Consider the following 24,055-nt stretch of genomic DNA (forward strand, 5'->3'; position numbering starts at 1 on the left):
AGCATGCGCAAGCCGTCGACCAGCATGATCGTGTCACTCGTCGTGATCGCGGGCCTGCTGGTCGGCATGGCCATCACCTACGCGACCAAGGGCCAGGTGCAGCTCAACGCCCTCGACGTGGTGCTGCCGGTCGTCGCCTGCGTCGGGCTGCTGCTGCGGGAGCGCTATCCCGTCGGGGCGCTGATCCTGGTGATGCTCTCCGTCGCCGCCTACTACCGGTACGCGGGTCTCGACGGGCCGATCGTCATCCTGCCGTTCGTCAACCTCTACACCGCGGCCGAGAAGGGCCACCTCACCGCGGCCATCGCCGTCGGGATGACCGCGCTGCTGGGCATGGGTATCGGCGAGACCGGCGGCGTCCGGCATGTCGAGAACAGCCTGTTCATCATGATCGCCGGCTGGGACGTGGCGGCGATCGCGTTCGGCAGCGTCACCCGCAGCCGCCGCCTCTACCTCCAGGCGGTCGAGCAGCGCGCGCTCGAAGCCGAGCACAGCAAGGAGGAGGAGGCCCGGCGGCGGGCGAGCGAGGAGCGGCTGCGCATCGCGCGCGAGCTGCACGACGTGCTCGGGCACAACGTCTCCATGATCAACGTGCAGGCCGCGGCAGCGCTGCACGGGCTCAGGAAGCGGCCGGAGGACGCCGAGACGGCGCTGCGGACGATCAAGGACACCAGCAAGGAGACGCTGCGCGAGCTGCGGACCACGCTGGGCGTGCTGCGCCAGGTGGACGAGGACGCGCCGACCGCGCCGGCCGACAGCCTCGCCCGGGTGGACGCGCTGGTCGCGGCGTCGGGGCTGGAGGTGCGCACGGAGGTGTCGGGGCCGCTCGACGCCGTGCCGACCGAGGTGGACCTGGCCGCCGCCCGCATCGTGAGAGAGGCGCTGACCAATGTCTCCCGCCATTCCGGTGCGAAGCAGGCCACCCTCACCATCAACAACACATCCGGAAATATCATGATTCGCGTGGAAGATGATGGGCCGGGCGCCGCGTACGACGGGGGCAGCGGCTTCGGCCTGCAGGGCATGCGCGAGCGCACCATCGCGCTCGGCGGCACCCTGGAGGCGGGCCCGCGCCCCGAGGGCGGCTTCCGCGTCGTAGCCCGGCTGCCGCTCGGGAACGGGGCTCGGTGATCCGCCTACTGCTCGCCGACGACCAGACCCTGGTACGCGCCGGCTTCCGGTCCATACTCAGCGACGAGGACGACTTCGAGGTCGTCGCCGAGGCCGCCAACGGCGCGGCGGCCGTGGCCGGAGCGCGCGAGCACCGCCCCGACGTGGTGCTCATGGACATCCGCATGCCGGAGCTCGACGGCCTGGAGGCCACCCGCCAGATCTCCGGCGACCCGCGGCTCCAGAACGTCAAGGTGATCATTCTGACCACGTTCGACCTGGACGACTACGTCTACGGCGCGCTGCGCGCCGGCGCGAGCGGCTTCCTGGTCAAGGACACCGAGCCGGCCGAGCTGATCCACGCCGTCAGGGTCGTGGCCCGGGGCGACGCGTTGATCGCGCCGTCGATCACGCGGCGGCTGATCGCCGAGTTCGCCGGCCGGGTCAAGCGCCCCGATCCCGGCCCCGAGCTCAACGCGCTCACCGAACGCGAGCGCGAGGTCATGGCGCTGGTCGCCGCCGGCCTGTCGAACGACGAGATCGCGGCCCGGCTCGTACTCAGCCCCGCCACGGCGAAGACGCACGTCAGCCGCATCATGACCAAGCTGTCGGTACGCGACAGGGCGCAGCTCGTGATCATCGCGTACGAGGCCGGCATGATCGTCCCGGGCTGGGTTACTCCCTGAGTCGTAGCCCGGGAGCCTTCGTGCGACCCGGGATGTACGCCAGGTTGCCGCCCGGGCATGACGCGGCGGGCGCAGCCGTACCGGGACGCTCTGGGGCATGGACACCGTGGACCTGGCCCGCCTGCAGTTCGCCCTCACGGCGGGGGCGCACTTCCTGTTCGTGGCGCTGACGCTCGGCCTGGCGACGCTGGTCGCCGTCATCCAGACCAGGGCCACCTTCAGCGGCGACCCCGTACACCTGCGGATGACGCGGTTCTGGGGCCAGCTCTACATCATCAACTACGCGATGGGCATCGTCACGGGGCTGGTCATGGAGTTCCAGCTCGGGCTGTCGTGGAGCGGGCTCACGGAGTACGCGGGCAACGTCTTCGGGTCGGCGCTGGCCATCGAGACGCTGGTGGCGTTCTTCATCGAGTCCACGTTCCTGGGCCTGTGGATCTTCGGCTGGGACAAGCTGAACCGGTGGGCCCACCTGACGCTGATCTGGGTCGTGACGCTGACCGCGTACGCGTCGGCGTTCTGGATCATGGTCGCGAACGGCTTCCTGCAGCACCCGGCCGGCCACGTGCTGGACGGCGGCGTGCTGCGGCTGGTGGACCTGGGGGCCATGGTGGGCAACCCGGCCGCGCTGATCGCGTTCGGGCACGTGATGGGCGGGGCGATGATCACCGGCGGGTTCTTCCTGGCCGGGGTGAGCGCCTACCACCTGCGTAGGCGCACCGCCGAGCAGGACTTCTTCCGCAAGTCGCTGCGCATCGGGATCGGCGTGGCGCTGCCCGCGCTGTTCTTCACCGTGACCTTCGGCGGGATCTCGTTCCAGACCCTGCAGCCGACCAAGACGGCGGCGTGGACGGGCGATCCGGGCCGGCTGGCCGAGGCGCAGGCCCAGATGGTGGCGGCGCACGGCCCCGGCGACTACCTGCCGCCCGCAGGCCCCGTGCTGGTGGCGGGCATCACGATGATGACGCTCTGGCTGGTGATGACCGTGGTCGCGGCGCTGAGCTTCCTGCTGATGCTCATCCGGCCCGCCGTACGCGGGTTCAGGCTGTGGCACTGGCTGCTGACCCTGATGATCCCGGTCCCGTTCGTGACCATGCTGGCCGGCTGGGTCTTCCGGGAGCTGGGGCGCCAGCCGTGGGCCGTGTTCGGGCTGCTGAGGACGGCCGACGCGATGTCACCGGTGACCGCGGCCCAGATGCGCTTCTCGATCATCGCCTTCGCCTCGGTGTTCGCGGTGCTGATCGCGATCAACTACTGGCTGCTGGCCAGGCAGGCCCGCCGCGGGCCCGGCGCGGAGTCGCTCGGCGCCCCCGCCACCCCCGCACTGACCTTCTGAGGAGCCGTCATGGAGATCTTCGTCTTGGCCTTCTTCGCGCTCGGCTACCTCGTGCTGGCCGGGGCCGACATCGGGGTCGGCATGGTGCTGCCGTACCTGGGCAGGACGGCGGCCGAGCGCCGCGAGGTGATCGCCGCCATCGCGCCGTTCTTCCTGGGGAACGAGGTGTGGCTGGTCGCCACGGCGGGGGTGCTGGCCGGGCTGTTCCCCGAGCTGGAGGGTGAGTTGCTGAGCGGCAACTACACGGTCGTCGTGACGCTGGTCCTGTCGTGGGTCGTGCGTGACATGGGGCTGTGGCTGCGGGGGCGGCTGCCGGGGCCGGGTTGGCAGACGTTCTGGGACGGGGCGATCGTGGCCGGGAGCTGGGGGCTGGCGCTGAGCTGGGGGGCGCTGCTGTGCCACGTGCTGGTCGGCCTGCCGCCCGCCCTAGTGGTGGGGGCACTGGTGGTGGCCGCGGTGTTCGCCACGCACGGGCTGGCGTTCGCGGCCCTGCGGCTGCGCGGGACGCTGCGGGAGCGGGCGGCCGTGCTGTCGGGCGGGTCGGGCGAGGGCCGCACCTACCTGCTGACGGCCGCCGCGCTGACGGCGGTGGGGGTGCTGGCCGGGCTCCGGCTGCCGCTGGAGCCCGGCACCTCCGGCCCCGTGCTGGTGCCGGTGATCCTGACACTCATCCCGCTGCTGGTGGCCGCCCAGGGCTGGGTGTGGTGGACGTTCAGGCATCGGGTCACGGGGCCGTCCTACCTGTGACGGCCGGTCAGAAGACGGGAACGCCGTCCCTGGTCAGCTTCCAGTTCTGGACGGCGAACCCGCTCGGGTCGATGGTGCCCTTCGCGGTGGCGTACTCGATCAGCGCCTGCCGGATCTCCACCTGGGCGTTGTAGAGCACCGGCGCGCCGGTGACGTGCGGGAAGCCGCCGCCGCCCGACTGACGGTAGTTGTTGATCGCGACCACGAACTCCTTGCCGGCCGGGACCGGGGCGCCGTCGTAGGACAGGTTGGCGATCCGCTGGCCCACCGGCTTGGAGATGTCGATGTCGTACGACACCCCGGAGAGCTGGTCGTAGTTGTAGTCGGGGGTGTTGCCGGCGTTCGTCAGCTTGGTCACGTCCACCGGGTCGCCGGGAGCGAGCTGGTTGAAGTACTTGGCGGAGTACTCCAGGTAGTCCTTGATCTGCGCGCCGGTCAGCTTGACCGCGAGCAGCGTGTTGTCGTAGACGTACAGGCCGGCCACGTCCCTGACCCGGATGTCGCCGGCGGGGAAGACGGCGGTGCGGCTGAACGGCGCCGCGATCGACAGCACCGGCAGCGTGTTGCCCGGCAGGGCCCGCTTGACCGTCTCCACCTGCACGTGCTGGATGTAGTCGAGGATCGGCGAGTCCTTGTACGGCGACTCCGCGGCCGACAGCGCCTGCGCCGACTTGGCCACGACCTTGTTCACGTAGCCCACGGTCGTGTCGTGCTGCGGCTTGAGCAACTCGACGATCTTGGGGTCCTCCTGAACCGTGTTGGTGTTGATCGTGGTGGCGGACTTGCCGGTGACCACCCACCGGCCGTGCTGCTTGGCGAGCTGGAAGTCCAGCCTCGACAGGCGCTGGCCCCACCTGCCCGGCTCGGTCAGCAGCACCTGCCGGCCGGTGACCTTGTTCGTCACGAACCGCTGCGGCACGTCGTTGTGCGCGTGCCCGAACAGCACCGCGTCGATGCCCGGCACCTGCTCGGCCACCATCGCGGAGGCGTTCTCGACCGGCAGGTCACCGCCGTAGGACGACAGGCCGTTGTCGCCCGCGTGCGCGGTCACCACGACCACGTCCGCGCCCAGCCCGCGGATGACCGGCACCCACTTCCTGGCCGACTCGACCAGGTCGGTGAAGCGGAGCTTGCCCTCGACGTTCGCCTTGTCCCAGATGGCCACGCCGGGGTTGGTCAGCCCGAGCACGCCGACCTTGACCGGCTTGTCGCCCTTGACCTTCATGGTCTTGATCACGAACGGCTTGTACGCGGGCAACCCTGACTTGTCGTAGACCGCGTTCGCGCCGAGCACCGGTGCCCGCATCTGCTTGATCCAGGTGGCCAGCAGCGGCAGACCGTAGTTGAACTCGTGGTTGCCCAGCGTCACGGCGTCGTACCCGATGGCGTTCATGGCCTTGGCCATCGGGTGGATCTGGCCGGTCTGGGTGATCGGCTCGACCTTGGCGTAGTAGTACGCCAGAGGGGTGCCCTGGATGGTGTCACCCGAGTCGAACAGCAGCGTGCGGTCCGCCCCGCGCTCGGCCCTGATCTGGTTGACCAGCGAGGAGACCTTGGCCAGGCCGACGCTGTTGCCCGCGCTGTCGGCGTACGTGGCGTCCTTGAAGTAGTCCCAGTTGACGGCGTTGCTGTGGAGGTCGGACGTGCCCATGACCGTGACGGTCACCGAGGCGGCGCCGGCTTGCGCGGGGGGCGCCACCAGGACCAGCGCGCACAACGCGGCGGCCCCGGTGAGGGCGAGATTCTTGGTCTGCATGAGCCTGGAGCGTAACCAGGACCGTCAATCGGCGGACAGGCGGGTGATGAACTCCCGGACAAGGGTCGCCACTTCGGCCGGTCGCTCGTGCAGGACGACGTGGCCGCTGTCCAGCTCGGCGTACTCGCTGCCGGGCAGGGCGGCGTGCAGCGCGCGGGCGTGCTCGACCGGGACCAGGTAGTCCCGGGTGTTGCCGATGACCAGCGTGGGCGCGGTGATCTTCGGCAGCAGGTCCCTGATGTCGAGGCGCAGGTCCAGCTCGATCTGGCGGCGGACGCCGTGCGGCGGCTCTCCGGCGGTGAGGGCCTGCGCGCCGACCGCGCTCACGTACTCCGGCCCGAACGCCACCAGCGGCCCGAACGCGGCGAAGCTCTCCGGGTCCGTCTCCGCCAGCCTGGCCCACGTGCGCAGGCCCAGGCTCAGCCGGGAGTCCTCCGCGTGCGTCCAGCCGGCGATCAGCACCAGCCGCCTGACCAGCTCCGGGTGCTCGGCGGCGACCGCCACCGCCACGGCCGCGCCCAGCGAGAATCCGACGAGGTCGGACGGGCCCTCGAACGTGGCCGCGACCTGGCCGGCGAGCAGGTCGAGCGTGAGGTCGCCGCCCGGGTCGGCGGTCTGGCCGCTGCCCGCGTAGTCAGGGGTGATGACGGTGCGCAGGTCGGTGAACTCCGGCACGAGGTGGGCGTAGTTGCTGACGGCGTCGCCGCCGGTGCCGTGCACCATGACGAGGCCGGGCCCGCTGCCCGCCCGCTGGTAGTGGACGGCGCCCGAGCTGTGGGTGACTGTGGGCATGCGAGGCTCCTAGAGGTTTCCGCCGCCGGTGGCGTCGATGGTGCTGCCGGTGATGAAGCTCGCCTCCGGCGAGGCGACGAAGGCCACGGCGTTCGCGATCTCGTCCACGTGGCCGATCCGGTTGAGGGCGTGCCTGCTCGCCGCGTACGCCTGCGCCCGCGGGTCGCCGCGCAGCCAGGCCGCGTTGGTGTCGGTGTCGATGATGCCGGGGGCGACGTTGTTGACCGTGATGCCGCGCGGCCCCAGCTCCTTGGCCAGGGCCAGCGTGAACACCTGCACCGCGCCCTTCGTCATCGCGTACGCGATCCCCTCCGGGAAGGCGATGCGGGCCACGCCCGAGGTGATGTTGACGATCCGCCCGCCGTCGGGGATCAGCGGCAGCAGCTGCTGGGTGAGGAAGAACAGCCCCTTGACGTTGACGTCGAACAACCGGTCGTACGCCTCGGGGGTCTCCTCGCCGATGGGCCGGGACATCCCGATGCCGGCGTTGTTGACCAGCACGTCGAGAACGTCCGTCTCATCCTTCATCCGCTCCGCCAACGCCTGGCCACCCTCTCCGAGATCGGCTTTCACGACGAACGCGCTGCCGCCACCCTCCTCGATCAGACGGACCACCTCCTTCGCCGCCACCTCATCCCTGGCGTAGTTGACGGCCACGCGAAAGCCGTCCCTGGCCAGGCGCAGCGCGATGGCCCGGCCGATGCCCCTGCTTGCTCCCGTCACGAGCGCGGTCTTCATCCCGGCACCCACCTTTCTTTAGCGATCGATACAGAAAAACCATAACATAGCGATCGCTATAGAATGGGCGCATGGCCAGACAACGGGCGTTCGACAGGGAGGCGGCGCTGGAGACCGCGCTGCTCACGTTCTGGCGGCACGGCTACGAGGCGACCTCGATCGCCGAGCTGACCGCCGCCATGGGGATCCGCCCACCCAGCCTGTACGCGGCCTTCGGCGACAAGCGGCGGCTGTTCGAGGAGGCGGTGCGGCGCTACCAGGAGACGTACGGCGCCTTCACGACCCGGGCCCTCGCCGAGGAACCGACCGGCCGCCAGGCCATCGAGCGCGTGCTGCGCGAGGCCGCCGAGGAGTATGCGAGCCGCTCCCATCCGACGGGGTGCCTGATCATCACGGCGGCGGTGAACTGCGGGCCGGAGTCCGCGGAGGTCGAGGAGCTGCTACGCGGCTTCAGGGAGGGGAGCAAGGCGGCGCTCAAGGCCCGCATCGACGACGACCTGACGGCCGGCCGCCTGCCCGCCGGCACGGACACGGCGGGACTGGCCACCTTCTACGCCGCCGTCATCCAGGGCATGTCCACCCAGTCCCGCGACGGCGCCACCCACGCCGACCTCCTCCACATCGCCACCCTCGCCATGTCCGCCTGGCCCAAAAGCGACAATCTGTAGTCATTCGACTACAGAAAGTAGGAGTCCCAGGACTGGAAACGCCGTTACAGCCATGCAACACTGTTGCAAGGTTGCTACATGGTTGGTCGAGGAAGACATCAGCACAACGAAATCAACGCGGCCTTCAAGGCAGCACGCAAGATCGAATCATTGACCGTGGTGGAGAACCACAACGGACATCGTTGGGGGTGGGTCGAATGCACCTGCGGCGGCGATCGGTTCAAGGTCTGGTGCACACCGCGCAACCCAGGCACCCACGCGAGATCCATATTCCAATGGATCGACCAGCACGCCGAATGCGCCAAAAGCGAGGAGAAGTCATGACCACGTGGAATTTCCGCGTCTCTCTGAACCGAGCGCCCACCGACGAAGAGGCGGATGCGCTCTACGAGGCCGGTCTTGATGATTGCTCGATCGGGGGAGGACCAGGCGGCATCGATCATTACCTCATGTGTGACCGCGAGGCCGACAGCATGCTCGACGCCATCGCCTCCGTGATCGCCCAGATCAAGACGATCCCCGGTCTCTGGCCCATCGCCGTCGGAGAGGACGACGGCGTGACGCTGGGAGACGCCGCCCGCCGGCACGGCGGGCGCACGCAGGCCAGCCTGCGCCAGCTTGCCGCCGGACAGCGGGGTCCAGGCGGTTTCCCCGCTCCCCTCATCGAGGCCGACAACATCCGCCTCTACTCGTGGGCCGAGATCTCCGAGTGGTTGCGCACCCGGATGGGGGATGACATCCCGCCGGAAAGCCCGGATGTCGCTCTGGCGGATGCGCTCGTCAGGCTCAACTGCCGGGCCCGAGCCGCACATCGGGAGGACGGGCTTCGCCACCTGTTCGAGGTCATCGCCTGAACCCGTCAGCCTGAGACCTCACTCCTCGACAACCACAAGCGCCCGCCGGCTCACAGCGGGCGCCTGCCCGGGGTGTCAGCGCTCGGCCTCGGTGTGCTTGCGGTCCAGGTCCGGGAACGGGGACGGCTCCTCGACGCCCTGGGTGAGCTGGCGCGGCCCCTTGGGGCTCTCGGCGTCCTGGGCGTCCGCCACCGCCTCGGCCGCCGCCTCCGAAGCCTTGGCCACCTCCTCGTCGAACTCCGACGTCTCCGGCGCCTCCTCCCGCGTCGCCGCCGACCGGGGCAGGGCCTCGGTGAACGCCCGTGAGACCCCCTGCAGCGCCGAGGTGACCTCGCTCGGGATCACCCAGAACGTGTTGCCGTCGCCCTGCGCGAGCTGCGGCAGCACCTGGAGGTACTGGTAGGCCAGCAGCTTCGGGTCGGGGTCGTTGCGGTGCACGGCCTGGAAGACCTGGTCGATGGCGCGCGACTGGCCCTCGGCCTCCAGGATGGCGGCGGTGCGCTGGCCCTCGGCACGCAGGATGCGGCTCTGCTTGTCGCCCTCCGCCGTGAGGATCTGCGACTGCCGCTGGCCCTCGGCGTTGAGGATCGCGGCGCGCTTGTCGCGTTCGGCCCGCATCTGCTTCTCCATCGCGTCCTTGATGGTCTTGGGCGGGTCGATGGCCTTGATCTCGACGCGGTTGACGCGGATGCCCCACTTGCCGGTGGCCTCGTCGAGAACGCCGCGCAGCTGGCTGTTGATGGTGTCGCGGGAGGTGAGGGTCTTCTCCAGGTCCATGGAGCCGACGACGTTACGCAAGGTGGTGACGGTGAGCTGCTCGACGGCCTGGATGTAGTTGGCGATCTCGTACGCCGCCGCCCGCGGGTCGGTGACCTGGAAGTAGAGGACGGTGTCGATCTCGACGACCAGGTTGTCCTCGGTGATGACGGGCTGCGGGCGGAAGGAGACGACCTGTTCGCGCAGGTCGATCATGGGGTAGACGCGGTCGACGTAAGGGATGACGAAGTTGAGACCCGGCTTGAGCGTGCGGTGGTAGCGACCGAGGCGCTCGACGTTGCGGGCCCGCGCCTGCGGGATGATCCGCACTGCCTTGAGCACGGTGAACACCGCGAAGAGTATGACGAGCAGTCCGACCAGCAACAGCGGATCCATGAGTCACTCCCGGGGATATACGAGGGCTGTCGCCCCTTCGATCTCGATGATGTCGACGGTCGCCCCTGTGGGGATCACCAGCGTCTCGTCGTAGGCGCGCGCCGACCACTCCTCTCCCCCGATGCGCACGCGACCGTCGCGGCCCGTCACCTCCGAGACCACGTAGGCGGGCTTGCCGACGAGTGCCTCCACGCCGAACCGCTGCAGCGCGGGCTGCTTGACGTGGCGCATCGCGATCGGCCTGAGCACCATCAGGCCGGCCGCGGACGACAGGGCGAAGCACAGCAACTGCAGGGGGACGGGCAGCCCGATGACGGCGGTGACGGCGGTGAGCAGAGCCGCCGCGCCCAACAGCCCGAGCGAGGCCGTGAGGGTGAAGATTTCGGCCACGCCGAGGACTACCGCGAGGATTACCCAGATGATCCATTCATCCATGTCCGGCCCTCCTGATGGGACAACGGGCCTGAGTTCGCGACTGGTTCCCCCCCTCTCTACCGTAGTCCCGGAATCAGCCCGGTGGCACCCGTGCGGCCGCCGGACCGGCTTGGACCAGGGCGCTTCCCTCGCGCCACTTCTCCCACGGGAGCTGCCAGAAGCCCCATCCGTTGTCCCAGCCGAGCTCCCGGTCGGTGCCGACGATCGTGACCGGATCGCCGCGCAGAGAGGTGTCGTAGAACCAGGCCGCCTGGTCGGGCCTGGCGTTGATGCAGCCGTGGCTGACATTGGCCCGGCCCTGCGCCCACACGTTGTCCTTGGCGTGCACGTATTCGCCGCTGTTGGAGATGCGCACGGCGTGGTCGATCAGCATGTCGTAGTAGCCGGGGTCGCCCTTGACGCGCCCCGGGGAGATCATCCGGACCGGGTTGCCCTTGTCCATGGTCAGGTGGATGCCGCTGGTCGTGGTGTATTCGGGGGTGGTGGCCATGCCCGCGCTGATGGCCATCCGCTGCGCGATCTCGCCGTCGCGGCGGACGACCATCTGGTGGGTGCGGGTGTCGATCGTGCTGGTCTGCCTGCGCCCGACGGTGAAGGCGAAGGTGGAGTCGGTGGCGCCGTAGACGCCGCCGCCCGCGCGTACGCCGGCCAGGTGGGCGGTGACCGTGACCTGCTGGTGGGGCGGCCAGAACCGGCGGGTGCGGTAGATCACCTGGGTGTCGCTGGTCCACCGCCACGCGCCCTCGACCGGGGTCTCCGCCTGGACCTCCAGCGCCCGCTCGACGGCCGCCTTGTCCTCCACGGGAGCGTCGAAGTCGATGATGACCGGCATGCCGGCGCCGACCGTCTCGCCCGGCAGCGGCGCCGTCGCGGCCACCTGGAACGTCCGGACCGCGGGCCGGGTGTGGAAGCGCCCGACGGCGACCGTGGCCGGGCCGAGGGCGCCCGTGGCCGTGACGGCCACCGAGTATTCGGCCGCCGGCTTGAGCGTCCAGGCCGAGCGCCACGTCGTGTGGGAGCCGTCGAGCCGGCCGGGCACCTGCTCCCCGCCCTCCGAGACCAGCACCTGGCTGAGCGTGCCGCCGCGGGCCCTGACCACCAGGCCGCGGTCGGTGCGGGCCCGCTTGGTGTCGAACGCGGGCCAGACCCGCACCACCGGGGGCGCGGACGGGGCCCTGGCCGGCGCCGAGGAGCAGCCGCAGGCCAGGAGGAGGAAGGCGACACAAGTCAGCACGGCACGCCGCATGTCACTCCTGCCGTCCGAGGGAAGGGGTTGACATCAGGGTAGCGGCGAGTCAGCGGTCAAGCACGTTGAGTCACCTATACGACAGTTCCGGAAACCTCCCCCAATGCCAGGGCGCCGGCGGTGGCCCGGATCGTCACCGTGTCCCCGTCCTCCAGGAACGAACGCGTCTCACCGCTCGCGAGCTTGAGCGGGTCGGTCCCGTTCCAGGTCAGCTCGATGAGGGAGCCGCGCTCGCCGCGCCCGGGCCCCGAGATTGTGCCGCTGGCGAACAGGTCTCCGGTCCGCAGGGAGGCCCCGTTCACCGTCATGTGCGCGAGCATCTGGTCGGGCGTCCAGTACATGCTCGCGTACGGGGGCCGCGACACGACCTCCCCGTTGAGCAGGACCTCGAGGGAGATGTCCAGCCCCCAGTCGGCCCGCCTGCGCAGGTAGTCGGCCGGCGCCGGGTCCTGGGCGCGGCCGGGGAGGCGGGGCAGCGCCTCCAGCGGCGTGATCCACGGCGAGATCGACGTGGCGAACGACTTGGCCAGGAACGGCCCGAGCGGCACGTACTCCCACGACTGGATGTCACGCGCGCTCCAGTCGTTGACCAGCGTCACCCCGAACACGTGGTCCTCGAAGGCCCCGGACGGCGAGCCGAGCTCGGTCGGCACGCCGACCACGAACCCCAGCTCCGCCTCGATGTCCAGCTTCGCGCACGGCCCGAACGCCCCGCGCCCGAGCTGCCCGTGCGGGCGCCTGACCGGCGTGCCCGACACCACGACCGTCCCGGCCCTGCCGTGGTAGCCGACGGGCAGGTGCCGCCAGTTGGGCTGCAGCGGCTCGGTGCCGGGCCGGAAGATCTGGCCGATGTTGCTCGCGTGGTCGATCGAGCAGTAGAAGTCGACGTAGTCGGCCACCTCGAACGGCATGTGCAGCCGCACCTGCTCCAGCGGGACCAGGTGCCGCTCGGTCACGGCGAGGTCACCGGTGAGCTTGTTGCGGATCAGCGTCCTGGTGTCGTGCCAGGCCGTCCGGCCCCGGGCCATGAACGGGTTGAGCGAGGGCGCGTCGAAGACCTCGTCGTGCAGGGCGGCCGCCAGGTCGAGCACCTTGTCGCCGTACCGGACGCCCACGCGGGGCGCCTGGCCGGGACGCGAGAACACGCCGTAGGGCAGGTTGTCCACTCCCCAGCTCACGAAATTTCCCTCCGTCACGCGATCAATCCCAGTGTGCGCAGGTCCTCGACGGGAATGCTGGTGCTGCACGAGCCGTAGCTCACCAGCAGCCGCCGCGCCCGCTTCGCGGTCTCCTCCGGTACGGCCTGCGCGAGCCGTACGAGATGCCCGACGTCGGTGGCCCGCAGCACGGGCACCGGGTCGCGCCCGTCCACGGCCTCGCAGACGGCGAGCAGCAGGTTGAGGAAGCCGTGCCGGTCGACGCCCAGCGCGGGGTCGAAGTGGCGTACGGCGTGGTGCAGCCCGGCCGTGGCCTTGAACGGGATGTCATGCTCGACGCAGAACTGGATGAACGTCGCGAGATGCTCCGCCGGCGGGAACGCGTCGGCCGTCAGCCCGCCGCAGCGCACCTTCAGCCCCACCCCGTCGGGCACCTGGACGCTCACCTTCCCCGCCGCCACCTCCACGAAGAGCCGCACGCCCGCCGGCAGCTTGAGCCGCCCGGCCAGCGCCTCGATCGTCGAGCCCGGCGGCAGCAGGGCCTCGACGAAGTCCACGGGCAGGTCGTCGAAGGCCGGCACCTCCTCCTGATCGATGATCAGCCCGATCCGCCGCGGCAGGTACTCCATGTCGCGCAGCCGGTGCAGCCGGCTGGCGGGGCACAGGAACCGGTTCGTGAGCACGGAGCAGCCGTGCTCGAGGTCGCGCCGGTTGCGGGCCAGCGCCTCGTCCATGTGCAGGGACGTCGGCGGGAACAGACCCGCGTCGTCCACGAGTTCGGTGTAGACGTTCATCGTGACCAGGTCCACGCGTAGCCGGTGTCCTCGCAGGACAGTGCGCCCTGCCCGAGGTCGAGCGGGCGGAAGGTGTCCACCATGACGGCCTTCTCGCTCGTCGTCGTGATGCCGCGGGAGACCGCGTCGATCACCGCCTCGACCGCGCCGGGCTGCGGCCCGTGCGTGAACCCGGCGGGATGCAGCGAGATCGAGCCGATGTCGATGCCCGAGCCCTTGCGCGCGGAGTAGTCGCCGCCCACGTAGAACATGAACTCGTCGGAGTCCACATTGTGGTGGTTGTACGGGATCGGCACGGACTCCGGATGGAAGTCGAGCGGCCGCGGGCAGAACGAGCAGACCACGAACCCCGGCCCCTCGAACGTCTGGTGGACGGGCGGCGGCGCGTGCGTCTTCTTCACGATCGGCTCGAAGTCGTCGATGTTGAACGCGAACGGGTAGAGGTAGCCGTCCCAACCGACCACGTCGAACGGGTGGTTGCGGTAGACCAGCCGGCTCAGCCCGCCCCGCGTGCGCACCAGCACCGGCACCTCCTCGCCCTCGACCGTGAACGGCTCGGCGGGGCTGCGCAGGTCGCGCTCGCAGTAGGGGGCGTGCTCCAGGAACTGCCCGTACTGCGACAGGTAGCGCTTGGGCGGCCTGATGTGCCCGGCCGCCTCGATGGCCAGCACGCTGACCTGGCCGTCCGGGACCCAGCGGTGGATCGTTCCGGTCGGGATGACGATGTAGTCGCCCTCGCCGGCCTCGATCACGCCGTACGTGGACTCGAAGCGGACCCGGCCGCCCTGCACGTAGACGCACTCGTCGCCCATCGAGTTGCGGTAGAGCTCGCTCGGCCGGTCGCTGGTGGCGTACGACAATCGGACGTCGCCGTTGCCCGCCAGCAGCATGCGCCCCGTGACCAGGTCGCCCGCGCTGGACAGCTCCTGCGTGCGGAAATGGCGCGGCGAGAGCGGCAGGTTGGGCTCCAGCCGGGTCTCCACCGTCGGCGTGACCGCCTCCGCCTTGACGATCGCGGTCGGCAGGTAGCGGTGGTAGAGCAGCGAGGAGTCGGACGAGAAGCCTTCCTCGCCCATCAGCTCCTCGGCGTAGAGACCGCCGTCCGGCCGCCTGAACTGCACGTGCCGTTTGCGCGGCACCTCCCCAACGACGCGGTAGTACGGCATCCGCTGCCTCCATGATGTCCGTTTATCGGACGAATATGTCCTTTATATGTGACAACCGTCCGCCATCGACCTGGAGATGTCAACCCAGCGCGGCGGCCAGCTCGGCGGCGGCGGCGACCACCCGAGGGCCCGTGGGCTCCTCGAGCGGCCCGAACGTCACCACCCCCACCGACGCCTCCAACCAGGGCAGCCCGGTGACGGGCGCGGCGACGCCCCGCGCCCCTTCCTGCAACTGCCCCTCCGTCGCGAAGTAGTCGTCACGCCCCTCGCGCAGCGCCAGGATCGCCTGCCCCGCCGCGCCTTTCGTCAGCGGATGGCGCGAGCCCTCGCGGTAGGCCACGTGCATGTCGGTCCAGGACGGCTCCACCACCGCCACGGCCAGCCCGTCGTCGCCCTCGGCCACGGTCAGGTGCGCGGTCGCGCCCACGTCCTCGGCCAGCCGCCGCAGCGTCGGCACCGCCGCGGCCCGCAGCAGCGGCTGCACGGCCTGCGCCAGCACCAGCACCCCGAACCCGAGATGCACCCGCCCCTCGGCGTCCCGCCGCACGAACCCCTCGTTCATCAGCGTCGTCAGCAGCCGGTACACCACGGGACGGCTCAGCGACAGCTCGGCGCTCAGCTCGGTGGGCGTCCGGCCACCCCTCCCGTCGGCGAGCAGTCTCAGCAGGCGAAGCCCGCGTTCCAGGGTCTGAGCGGATTCAGCGGCCATGCGACCGATTATCCAGTGACTGTTCGCGCTGGCGAGGGAGCGCCGTTGCCTGGACTGAGGAGCGTCGGGAGCGTAGCGACCAGAGCGACGAGGGAAGGCAACGGCGCTCCCTCGCGACCGAGCCGCCTCCACGGAGTGGAGGCCATAAGCACGGGTACTTACCCGGGGGGAAAGGTCGGGGGTGGCCATGCGGCAGTGGTGGATGTTCCTGCTTGCGGGTTTTGCCGTGTGCGCGTTGTCCGCCGCCGTGCCCTCCCTCACCATGACGCCGATGTCCCGGCAGCTCCCCCTCGACCCCGTACACGAGAGCCTGGTCGAGGACACCTTCTACCTCACCGAGGGCATCGAGGTGCACCAGCGGCTCCTGCCCGCCGCGAAGGGCGTCACGTTCCGCCCCGGCTACCTCACGGTCGGGATCAGGGTCGATCAGGGCGGCCGGCTGTACGGCACGCCGCAGCGCTCCGGCACCTACCTCGCCGCCGTCCGGATGTGCGCGGGACAGTCGTGCCAGAACCAGCGGCTCACCTTCGTGGTGCTCGGCAACGTGCCGTGGGAGCCGCGCGAGCTGACCTTCCCCGGCCGGGCCGGCACCCCGCTGAACGGGGAGATCGGCATCAACGGCGGCCCGTCCGGCGTGATACCGACCTTCACCGTGACCGACCGCGCCAAGCTGCCCCGCGACGTGGTCATCGGGCCCGACGGCCACGTGAGCGGCGTGCCCGTGGCCGCGGGCATCTCCGAGGTGCCGGTGCGGATCTGCGTGGCGGGAAACTGCGCGGGCGTCGTGGTACGGCTCATCATCGCCTGAGCCCGCCCTTCCGGCGCACCCGTGGTAGGGCTCGCCTCACCGGAACTCGGCGGCCAGCGGGCATGCCCCCACCCCGCCCGAAAGCGGACACTTCAGGCGTAGTCATTCACCTTTGGAGGCCACGCCATGACCACCGTCCTCGACACCCCCCGCGGGACCGACCCGCCGCCCGTCATCCAGACCGCCGCCATGCTCTGGCTGGTCGCCGTCGCCTTCGGGGCGCTGGAGACCGTGCTGGTGGTCTCCGAGCAGCTGTACACGGGCGCCTCCACGCTCGCCGAACTGCTGCCGCAGGTCGCGATCCGGCTGGCGGTGTTCGCGGGGGCCGCCTTCCTGGCGCTGCGGCTCAAGGCCGGGGCGAACTGGGCGCGCCTGACCCTCGCCGTGACCCTCGGCGTCTTCGGCACGCTCTCGCTCGTGATCGGCCCCGTCCAGTGGCTGCTGGCCGGCGGCTCGATCGCCGAGGCCGTCGCCGGGGCGGACGCGATGGGGCTGATCTTCGCGGCCAGCCGGATCCTGCACGTGGTGGCCGTGCTGGGGGCGGTGACGCTGATGTTCCAGCCCAGGGCCAACGCCTACTTCAGGTCAGCTTGAGATCGGCTCCCGCTCGGGGGCGCGCAGGTTGCGCACCCCGGGAGCCAGCAGGGCGGCGAGGGTGGACAGCACGATGATGACGGCACAGGCGAGCAGCGTCTCCTCCGTGCCGAACAGGTCGGCCGCCTGCCCCGCCAGCAGCAGCCCGATCGGCCCGAACATCATCGACCCGAGCATGTCGTACGAGCTCACCCGCGACAGCGACTCGGCCGGGACCTCGCGCTGCATCGTGGTCTGCCACAGGACGCCGAACACGTCGAAGCACACCCCCAGCACGAACGCCCCGGCCACGATCGCCCAGAGCGGCGCGTCCAGCCCGAGCAGCACGTACGGCAGCGCGGGCGGCAGGCAGAGCAGCACGGCCACCAGGATCGGCCGGCGCGGCCGCAGCCGCATCGCGACCAGCACGCCGACGATCGTCCCGACCGCCTCGCCCGCCAGGAACGCCGACCAGGCCGCGGGCCCGCCCAGCGTCTCCTTCGCGATCAGCGGGCCGAGCACCCCGTGACCGGCCTGGATGGCCATGACCATCAGCGAGAACTGCGCGACCACCACCCAGATCCACTGCCGCGAGCTGAACTCCCGCCAGCCGTCCCGCAGGTCGGCCAGCACCGAGTGCCGCTCCCGCGAGCCGGCGACCGGCTCCATCCGCAGCAGCGCCAGCAGCGCGCCCGCCACCGCGAACATCGCGCCGCTCACCACCAGCGCCCAGCCCCCGCCCCACAGCACCACCGTGCCGCCGCCCAGCACCGCGCCCGCCACCCGCGCGGCGTTCTGGCCCAGGCCGAGCAGGGCGTTGCCGGCCTGCAGCCGGTCGGGCGGCACGACCTCGGGGATGATCCCGGTCAGCGCCGGGAACATGACCGCGATGCCCACCCCGGTCACCCCCGCCGCCGCGGACAGCGCGGGCAGCGGGGTCCAGCCGATGAGCAGCATCGCGCCCAGTGCGAGGAACCCCACCGCCATCAGGGACTCACCGGCCATCATCACCCACTTGCGCGGCAACCGGTCCGCCAGCACCCCGCCGAACAGGATGAACACGATCATGGGCACCGTCTCGGCGGTGAGCACGACGGACAGGGTCGCGGCGGTGGCGCCGGGCAGGCCGAGCACGCCGAACGCCAGGGCCACCGGTGCGAACGCGCTGCCCAGGACCGAGAGGGTGCGCGCCGACAGCAGCAGCGCGAAACGGCGATCCCGGAGCAGCCCGAGATCGCTGAGATAACTGTGCACCGGCACGCCCCCCTGAAAACAGTCAAACCCCGCCATTCTGCCGAGTTCTCTCACTGATGTCGCCTGAATATTGGTCCCGCTGACAAGAGCGGAAGCCGAATATGTGCGCGTTTGGCAAGAATCCGGCCTCGATCTCCCGTAATTTGCTAGGACCCTGCTGTCGGCGAGGGGACTCCATTGGGGCGGCTGGTCTATCGCGGTAGATGGACGCTGCTGGCGCTGAGCCTGGTGGCGGCCCTGCTCGTCGCGCCGCTGGCGCTGTCCGGGCGGGCGGCGGGCGGCGGCTTCGAGGACCCGCGCGCCGGCTCGGCGACCGCCGCGCGCATGAGCGCGGAGTGGTACGCCGGCCAGAGCCCCGACGTGGTCGTCCTCTACCGGCACCCGGCGGTCAAGGTGCGCGACCCGCGCTACAAGAAGGCGGTGCACGACTCGCTGCGCGGGCTGCCGGCCCAGTACGTGCGCGGGATGGCCACGTACTGGACGACCGGGTCGAAGGCGATGGTGTCCAGGGACGGGCATTCGACGTACGCGATCGTCACGCTGAAGGGCGCCAAGCGGGCGAGCTACGCGGCCGTCGCGGCGCGGCTCAGGACCGTCCAGAACCTGCGCGTCGCGGTCGGCGGGCCGGTGCCGGTGCGGGCCGAGCTCGACGGCGAGGCCGCCGCCGACCTGGCCCGCGCGGCGGCCGTCGCGGCGCCGGTGCTGCTGGTGCTGCTCGTGGTGGTGTTCGGGAGCCTGGTGGCGGCCCTGTTGCCGCTGGTCGTGGGGGTGCTCGCGGTGCTCGGCGCGCTGGCGCTGCTGCCCGGGGTGTCCGTCTACTCCTTCTACGCCGTCGTGCTCCTCGGGCTCGGGCTGGCGGCCGAGTTCTCGCTGCTCCTGCTCAGGGCGTTCAGGCAGGAGATCGGCGGCGGGGCGTCGAACGAGCAGGCCGTGGCGGGCACGGTGGCCACGGCCGGGCGGACCGTGGCGGTGGCCGGGGTGAGCGTGGCCGCGTCGCTGCTGGGGCTGGTGCTGTTCCCGCAGCCGTTCCTGGGCTCGCTCGGGTGGGCGGCGGCGGCCGTGGCGCTGGTCACCTCGGCGGTCGCGCTGCTCGTGGCGCCCGCCCTGCTGGGGGTGCTCGGGCGGCGCGTGGACGCGCTGCGCGTCAGGCCCATGCCCGTACGGCGGGACGGCGGGCCGCGGGACGGCGTGGCGCGCCGGCCGGTCGTGTCCCTGGTGGCGGTGACGATCGTGCTGGTCGCGCTGGCGGGACCGCTCCTGGGCGTCGAGTTCGGGAACGCGGACCACCGGGCGCTGCCCGCCGCCTCCGAGGGCCGCAGGGTGGCCGAGACGATCGAGCGCGACTTCGCCAGGAACGCCCTGTCGCCGATCGACGTGCACGTCGTGGTCGAGCCGCTGGACGGCACCGCCGTCACCGCGCTCGACGTCCGCCCCATCACGGAGCGGCTGGAGCGGCTGCCGCACGTCACCGGCGTCGAGACGGCGGGCCTGTCGCGGCCGAACCGCGCCGTGCGGCTGGCCGTCCGCCACGACCTCGATCCCCTGTCGGCGCAGGCCGGGGAGCTGGTCGCCGCGATCAGGTCCGCGGCCGCGGGGCCGGACGTCCGGCAGGTCGTGGTCGGCGGGCCCGTCGCGGCGCGGCTGGACCTCCTGGCCGGCCTCTCCGGCACGCTGCCGTGGCTGGCGGTGGTGGTGTGCTCGGCGATGGCGGCGGTGCTGTCGCTCGCCTTCGGGTCGCTGGTGCTGCCCGTTCCGGCGGTGGTGGCGAGCCTGCTGTCGGCCGGCGCGTCGTTCGGGGTGATCGGCTGGGTGTTCCGGAGCGGCTTCCTGGGGTTCGCCGGCCCCCTGGACGTCTCCGTCGCGCTGCTGATCGGGGTCGTGGCGTTCGGGCTGTCGGTCGTCCACCAGGTGTTCCTGGTCTCGGAGGCGCGTACGGGGGGCTCCACGGCGGCGGAGCCGCGGGAGGTGATCATCGGTGCGGCGCTGCTGATGGTGGCGGTCGGCGGGGCGTTCGCGACGGCCGGGATCGCGGTGGTGCGGCTGCTCGGAGTGGGCCTGGGCGTGGCGGTCGCGGTGGACGCCGTGCTGGTGCGGCTGCTGCTGGTGCCCGCCGCCATGCGGCTGCTGGGCCCGGCGAACTGGTGGCCGCTGCGTGCCCCCGGGGCAGCTGCCGCGGCCCCGGGTGTCCACGAGATCGAGCCGCCCCGCGAGACGCCCGGTCCCCCGCGCGATCGGCGTCCGTTGACGGCCGGGCGGCCCGCGATCACCGTCAAGGGGCGGCCCGCCGTCTTCGGCGCGGACACCGATCCGGTGCCGATGCCCGCCGAGCCCCCGCGACCGGAATGGGTGAAGGTGGCGGCGGGGCGCACCAGGGCGGTACGCGCCGACCCCGGCGGGGCCGGCTGGACGTGGGTCGAGGTGGACGACTGAAAGTCGTAACTGGCGCAGCTACTTCCCGTCGAATAGTGCGTGAAGAAGCCATAGATCTCATTGAACGTTATTGATCGTCCGGATAGTGTGCGGTATGCCCACGATCATCCCCTGGAAGTAAAGGTGCCATGCGAAAGCGGCTACGGCAGATCTTCGTCATCGGATTAGCCCTCTCGCTCCTGGGCGTCGGCGTCCCGGCATGGTCGCAGGACGACCCCCGAGGCTGTAATGACCTGATGTCCGCCGACACCCCGGCGTACGTCGTCTGCCGGTGGCTGGCCACCCCCGAGGAGGCCGCGGACATCGCGAAGTTCTGGCTGGACAACGACGGCGAGCACATGAAGGAAGCCGGTCCCCCGAACCCGATCACGGTGGACTGCACCGAAGAGGGCAACTTCTGCCCGACCGACTCCGAGGGCGACGGCCAGCTGCACGACGGCGACTCCCCGGACGTCCCCGGCGCCGAGGACGGCGGCACGCCTGAATGCCAGAACGGCGACCAGTGCGGCTACGTCGACCCCACCGGCGTCAGCGCCGCCGACAAGGAGTCCGCGCAGGAGACCCCGGCCGGCAAGGCCGCCCAGGCCGCCGTCCAGACGACCATGCGCCTGTGGATCGAGACCGAGCTGGCCGACGACTACAAGGCCGGCAAGCTGGCCGAGGGCGTCAAGAAGATCGCCGCGCTCGTCGCCGCGCAGCCCGGGGTGGTCGGCGTCCGCTTCACCTCGCAGCTCGGCTACAACAAGACGTTCGCCACGGCGGACGAGCTGGACAAGTTCGTCAACGAGGCCACGGTCGCGCTGCGTACCGCGGTGCCGGGCAAGAAGCTGGCCGCGCACACGGTGGTGCCGCTGTTCGGCTGCGGCGCGAACGACGCCTGCAAGGCCGAGATGACCAAGAAGTACCCGCTGCTCGACCCCGACCGCATCGGCGCCTGGCTCTCCAAGGGCCTGATCGACCAGCTCTCCCTGGACGACGGCCACCTGGGCACCGAGTACGCCACCTGGAAGATCGACGCCACCGAGGCCCAGCGCAACCAGTGGATCCAGGTCCGCGCCCGCGCCTGGGACGCCTACGCCCAGATCGCCAGCGAGGACGCCTCCTTCGCCGCCGCCGGCGCCTCCAACCTCACCGAGGAGCAGGCCACCAAGGCGATCACCGAGCGCATCGCGTCCCCGCTCCAGGACGACGCCGCCGAGACGGTCACCCTGTGGACGCGCTGGCAGAACGACCAGGGCCAGGTCAGCCGGATGTACGGCGAGAAGTGGGCCGCCAACGTCACCTGGGACCAGCTCAAGAAGCTCGACGCGGTCCGCCCCCGCCTGGCCACCATCTACGACCCGGCCAACCCCGAGGTCGACGTGGCCACCGACCTGAAGAACCTGGCGGAGGTCTTCGGCCAGGTCTACCTGCACGCCGCCTGAGACTTACCCGCAGAAGCACGAGACCGGCCAGGAGCGCGATTGCGCCCTGGCCGGCCGCATTTCACAGGAGCGTCCCGCCCGTCACCTCGAACTTCGCGAGGGCCGCGTCGATCCTGGCCAGCGTGTCGGGGTGGAGGGTGATGTCGGCCGCCGCCAGGTTCTCCTCGATGTGGGCGGGGGTGCGGCTGCCGGGGATGGTCACCACGTGCTCGTCCTGGTGCAGCAGCCAGGCCAGGGCGAGCTGGGCGGGCGTGATGCCGAGCTGCGCGGCCAGGGCCCTGATCGGGGCGTAGCGGTCGTTGTTGCCGGCCAGGTTCTCCGCCGAGAAGCGGGGCGCGTTGTGCCGGAAGTCGCCCTCGGCGAGCGACTCCACGGTGCCCGTCAGGAAGCCGGTGCCGAGCGGGCTCCACGCCACGATCCCCACGCCGAGCTCCCGCGCGGCGGCCAGCAGGCCGGGGTCGACGGGACGCCACATCGACCACTCGTTCTGCACCGCCGTCACGGGGTGGACCGCGTGCGCGGCCCTGAGCTGGGCGGCCGTCACGTTGGACAGGCCGATGTGCTTGACCAGGCCGTCCCGCACCAGCTCCGCCAGCGCGCCGGTCATGTCCTCGATCGGCACGCCGGGGTCGGGATAGTGCGAGTAATAGAGATCGATCACGTCGGTGTCCAGGTTGCGCAGGCTGCGCTCCGCGTAGCGCCGGACCAGGCGGGGGTCGGCGTTCACCCGCAGCTCGTTGAACGCGTAACCGACCGGGTGCGACCTGCTCGGCTCCCCCTCGGGGATCGCCAGCCCGAACTTGGTCGCGACCACCACCTCGTCCCTGCGGCCCTTGATCGCCCGGCCCACGAGGCGCTCGTTGTGGCCGTCCACGCCGTACGCGTCGCTGGTGTCCACGTGGGTCGCGCCCGCGTCGAGCGCGGCCTTGAGCGCCGCCTCGGCGCGGACGTCGTCGACGTCCCCGTAGACGCCCGGCGAAAGGACCATGGCGCCGAAGCCGATGGCGGGGACCCGCAAGCTGCCAAGAGCACGTGTCTTCATGGCGTCGATCCTGCTGCGCGCGCCTCTGCCGCGTCCAAGACCCCTTGGTATAACCATTGGTTATGGATGTGCACCTGCGTGAGTTGCGCTACTTCGTGGCGGTGGCCGAGGAGCTGAACGTGACGCGGGCCTCGGAGCGGCTCTTCGTGTCCCAACCGGCCCTGTCCAAGCAGCTCAGGGTGCTGGAGCGGCAGCTCGGGTTCCGGTTGTTCGAGCGGGTGCACAGCGGCGTGGTGCTCACCCGGCAGGGCGAGGCGCTCCTGCCGATCGTCCGCGACCTGCTCGAACGGTGGACGGGCGGGGTCGAGTCCGCGCGGGCCGCCGCGCCCGCCGGGACGCTGGTGATCGGGATGCAGACGGCCGTGGGCAGGGGGTTGCAGCAGGAGGCGCTGCGGCGCTTCCGTACGGCGATGCCGGGGTGGGAGGTGTCGCTCAGGCTGGTGGGCTGGGACGACCCCAGCGGCGGGCTGGCCGACGGGTCCTCCGACGTGGCGTTCATCTGGCTGCCGGTGCCGCCGGGGCTGCGGACGTACGTGCTGGCCACCGAGGGCAGAGGGGTGGCCATGCCGGACGGCCACCCGCTCGCGGAGCTGGCGGAGATCCCGTTCGAGGTGCTGCGCGGCGAGCCGTTCATCGCCCTGCCGCCGGAGGCCGGGCCGCTGCGGGACTTCTGGCTCGCGCGGGACGCCCGCGACGACGAGCCGGTCATCGGGTTCACCGCGAACACGCCGGAGGAGGTGTTCGAGGCCGTGACCAGCGGGCTCGGGGTGGTGCTGGTCGCCGAGGGGAACGCCGCGCTCTACAACCGTCCCGGGATGGCCTACCGCCCGGTTAGCGGGCTTCCTCCGGGGCAGCTCGCCATCGCGTGGCGGGAAGGTGATGTCAGCCCACAAGTCATGGCATTCATCGACGCGCTGCGACAGGTCGCGGCTAAGGTCTGACGCGACATCCATTCACATGGAAGGGTGACCCCCATGAGCGATTACGCCATCACCTTCGACCTCATCGACGCCGACAAGGACGGCCGCATCTCCGCCGTCGAGCTCGTGAAGCTGATGGAGGTGCTCGGCCAGCCGGTGACCCTGGAGGCCGCGCAGGAAGGCGTGCTGAAGCTCGACAAGGACGGCGACGGCCTGATCGACCTGGAGGAGTTCGCCGCCTTCCTCCAGAAGTGACAA

Annotated in this window: 25 protein-coding genes; 12 read left to right on the forward strand and 13 right to left on the reverse strand. The window is 70.9% G+C overall.

Annotation, left to right across the window (positions count from 1 at the left end):
* Positions 1–3 precede the first annotated feature (3 nt).
* From H4W80_RS30855 to H4W80_RS30870, 4 genes are all read left to right on the forward strand, one after another.
* Complete coding sequence (locus tag H4W80_RS30855; RefSeq protein ID WP_225963757.1) at positions 4–1,131, forward strand: sensor histidine kinase; 1,128 nt, start codon at positions 4–6, stop codon at positions 1,129–1,131.
* Positions 1,128–1,796: a response regulator gene (locus tag H4W80_RS30860; protein WP_192788292.1), complete on the forward strand. Its 669-nt coding sequence runs from the start codon at positions 1,128–1,130 to the stop codon at positions 1,794–1,796. The genes H4W80_RS30855 and H4W80_RS30860 overlap by 4 nt, the downstream gene beginning before the upstream one ends.
* A 97-nt stretch (positions 1,797–1,893) precedes the next feature.
* Positions 1,894–3,132 carry a cytochrome ubiquinol oxidase subunit I gene (locus H4W80_RS30865; protein WP_192788293.1) on the forward strand — a complete coding sequence of 413 codons (1,239 nt, stop codon included), beginning with the start codon at positions 1,894–1,896 and terminating at the stop codon, positions 3,130–3,132.
* 9 nt (positions 3,133–3,141) lie between these two features.
* Positions 3,142–3,879: a cytochrome d ubiquinol oxidase subunit II gene (locus tag H4W80_RS30870; protein ID WP_192788294.1), complete on the forward strand. Its 738-nt coding sequence runs from the start codon at positions 3,142–3,144 to the stop codon at positions 3,877–3,879.
* Positions 3,880–3,886: 7 nt separating this feature from the next.
* Here the strand turns inward: H4W80_RS30870 and H4W80_RS30875 are convergent, their stop codons facing one another.
* The 3 genes from H4W80_RS30875 to H4W80_RS30885 are packed head-to-tail and all read right to left on the reverse strand — an operon-like array spanning position 3,887 to position 7,165.
* Positions 3,887–5,635: a 5'-nucleotidase C-terminal domain-containing protein gene (locus H4W80_RS30875; RefSeq protein WP_192788295.1), complete on the reverse strand. Its 1,749-nt coding sequence runs from the start codon at positions 5,633–5,635 to the stop codon at positions 3,887–3,889.
* 24 nt (positions 5,636–5,659) lie between these two features.
* Positions 5,660–6,427, reverse strand: a complete 768-nt coding sequence (locus H4W80_RS30880) for an alpha/beta fold hydrolase (protein ID WP_192788296.1) — start codon at positions 6,425–6,427, stop codon at positions 5,660–5,662.
* A 9-nt stretch (positions 6,428–6,436) separates the two neighbouring features.
* Positions 6,437–7,165 carry an SDR family NAD(P)-dependent oxidoreductase gene (locus tag H4W80_RS30885; RefSeq protein WP_192788297.1) on the reverse strand — a complete coding sequence of 243 codons (729 nt, stop codon included), beginning with the start codon at positions 7,163–7,165 and terminating at the stop codon, positions 6,437–6,439.
* A 71-nt stretch (positions 7,166–7,236) separates the two neighbouring features.
* Between H4W80_RS30885 and H4W80_RS30890 the strand changes: the two genes are divergently transcribed.
* Positions 7,237–7,833, forward strand: coding sequence for a TetR/AcrR family transcriptional regulator (locus tag H4W80_RS30890; RefSeq protein WP_192788298.1), 597 nt, complete (start codon positions 7,237–7,239; stop codon positions 7,831–7,833).
* A gap of 98 nt (positions 7,834–7,931) precedes the next feature.
* On the opposite strand, the gene H4W80_RS30895 is transcribed toward H4W80_RS30890, so the two are convergent.
* Complete coding sequence (locus H4W80_RS30895) at positions 7,932–8,276, reverse strand: hypothetical protein (protein ID WP_192788299.1); 345 nt, start codon at positions 8,274–8,276, stop codon at positions 7,932–7,934.
* A 6-nt stretch (positions 8,277–8,282) separates the two neighbouring features.
* Between H4W80_RS30895 and H4W80_RS30900 the strand changes: the two genes are divergently transcribed.
* On the forward strand, positions 8,283–8,687 hold the full coding sequence (locus tag H4W80_RS30900; protein ID WP_192788300.1) for a hypothetical protein: 405 nt from the start codon (positions 8,283–8,285) through the stop codon (positions 8,685–8,687).
* A gap of 75 nt (positions 8,688–8,762) precedes the next feature.
* On the opposite strand, the gene H4W80_RS30905 is transcribed toward H4W80_RS30900, so the two are convergent.
* The 7 genes from H4W80_RS30905 to H4W80_RS30935 form a co-directional block, all read right to left on the reverse strand.
* Positions 8,763–9,839, reverse strand: a complete 1,077-nt coding sequence (locus H4W80_RS30905) for an SPFH domain-containing protein (RefSeq protein ID WP_192788301.1) — start codon at positions 9,837–9,839, stop codon at positions 8,763–8,765.
* Positions 9,840–9,842: 3 nt separating this feature from the next.
* A complete protein-coding gene (locus tag H4W80_RS30910) occupies positions 9,843–10,274 on the reverse strand; it encodes an NfeD family protein (RefSeq protein ID WP_192788302.1) in 432 nt (143 codons plus the stop codon).
* 73 nt (positions 10,275–10,347) lie between these two features.
* Positions 10,348–11,520, reverse strand: a complete 1,173-nt coding sequence (locus tag H4W80_RS30915) for a L,D-transpeptidase (protein ID WP_192788303.1) — start codon at positions 11,518–11,520, stop codon at positions 10,348–10,350.
* A 74-nt stretch (positions 11,521–11,594) separates the two neighbouring features.
* Positions 11,595–12,698, reverse strand: a complete 1,104-nt coding sequence (gene fahA / locus H4W80_RS30920) for a fumarylacetoacetase (RefSeq protein ID WP_192788304.1) — start codon at positions 12,696–12,698, stop codon at positions 11,595–11,597.
* Between the two features lie 14 nt (positions 12,699–12,712).
* On the reverse strand, positions 12,713–13,486 hold the full coding sequence (locus H4W80_RS30925) for a hypothetical protein (protein WP_318787143.1): 774 nt from the start codon (positions 13,484–13,486) through the stop codon (positions 12,713–12,715).
* Positions 13,468–14,637 carry a homogentisate 1,2-dioxygenase gene (locus H4W80_RS30930; protein ID WP_192788305.1) on the reverse strand — a complete coding sequence of 390 codons (1,170 nt, stop codon included), beginning with the start codon at positions 14,635–14,637 and terminating at the stop codon, positions 13,468–13,470. Before H4W80_RS30930 ends, H4W80_RS30925 begins: the two co-directional genes overlap by 19 nt.
* Positions 14,638–14,716: 79 nt before the next feature.
* The gene (locus H4W80_RS30935; RefSeq protein WP_192788306.1) at positions 14,717–15,346 is read right to left on the reverse strand and encodes a helix-turn-helix domain-containing protein; all 630 of its coding nucleotides are present in this window, start codon (positions 15,344–15,346) and stop codon (positions 14,717–14,719) included.
* A 271-nt stretch (positions 15,347–15,617) separates the two neighbouring features.
* On the opposite strand from H4W80_RS30935, the gene H4W80_RS30940 reads away from it, so the two are divergent.
* Both H4W80_RS30940 and H4W80_RS30945 read left to right on the forward strand, forming a co-directional pair.
* Positions 15,618–16,154, forward strand: a complete 537-nt coding sequence (locus H4W80_RS30940; protein WP_192788307.1) for a hypothetical protein — start codon at positions 15,618–15,620, stop codon at positions 16,152–16,154.
* A gap of 126 nt (positions 16,155–16,280) precedes the next feature.
* Entirely contained in the window at positions 16,281–16,748 is a 468-nt protein-coding gene (locus H4W80_RS30945; protein WP_192788308.1) for a hypothetical protein, read from the forward strand.
* Here H4W80_RS30945 and H4W80_RS30950 read toward each other — a convergent pair.
* A complete protein-coding gene (locus H4W80_RS30950; RefSeq protein ID WP_318787144.1) occupies positions 16,740–17,981 on the reverse strand; it encodes an MFS transporter in 1,242 nt (413 codons plus the stop codon). The genes H4W80_RS30945 and H4W80_RS30950 overlap by 9 nt on opposite strands.
* A gap of 177 nt (positions 17,982–18,158) precedes the next feature.
* On the opposite strand from H4W80_RS30950, the gene H4W80_RS30955 reads away from it, so the two are divergent.
* Together H4W80_RS30955 and H4W80_RS30960 are read left to right on the forward strand one after the other, a co-directional pair.
* Positions 18,159–20,411 carry an MMPL family transporter gene (locus H4W80_RS30955; protein ID WP_192788310.1) on the forward strand — a complete coding sequence of 751 codons (2,253 nt, stop codon included), beginning with the start codon at positions 18,159–18,161 and terminating at the stop codon, positions 20,409–20,411.
* A 128-nt stretch (positions 20,412–20,539) separates the two neighbouring features.
* Positions 20,540–21,835, forward strand: a complete 1,296-nt coding sequence (locus tag H4W80_RS30960; RefSeq protein WP_192788311.1) for a hypothetical protein — start codon at positions 20,540–20,542, stop codon at positions 21,833–21,835.
* 61 nt (positions 21,836–21,896) lie between these two features.
* On the opposite strand, the gene H4W80_RS30965 is transcribed toward H4W80_RS30960, so the two are convergent.
* Complete coding sequence (locus tag H4W80_RS30965) at positions 21,897–22,877, reverse strand: aldo/keto reductase (RefSeq protein ID WP_192788312.1); 981 nt, start codon at positions 22,875–22,877, stop codon at positions 21,897–21,899.
* Between the two features lie 62 nt (positions 22,878–22,939).
* On the opposite strand from H4W80_RS30965, the gene H4W80_RS30970 reads away from it, so the two are divergent.
* Together H4W80_RS30970 and H4W80_RS30975 are read left to right on the forward strand one after the other, a co-directional pair.
* Positions 22,940–23,818, forward strand: a complete 879-nt coding sequence (locus tag H4W80_RS30970; protein ID WP_192788313.1) for a LysR family transcriptional regulator — start codon at positions 22,940–22,942, stop codon at positions 23,816–23,818.
* A 33-nt stretch (positions 23,819–23,851) separates the two neighbouring features.
* Positions 23,852–24,052, forward strand: coding sequence for an EF-hand domain-containing protein (locus H4W80_RS30975; RefSeq protein ID WP_192788314.1), 201 nt, complete (start codon positions 23,852–23,854; stop codon positions 24,050–24,052).
* The last annotated feature ends 3 nt before the right edge of the window (positions 24,053–24,055 follow it).

Source organism: Nonomuraea angiospora, assembly GCF_014873145.1.
In the GTDB taxonomy this organism is placed as follows: domain Bacteria; phylum Actinomycetota; class Actinomycetes; order Streptosporangiales; family Streptosporangiaceae; genus Nonomuraea; species Nonomuraea angiospora.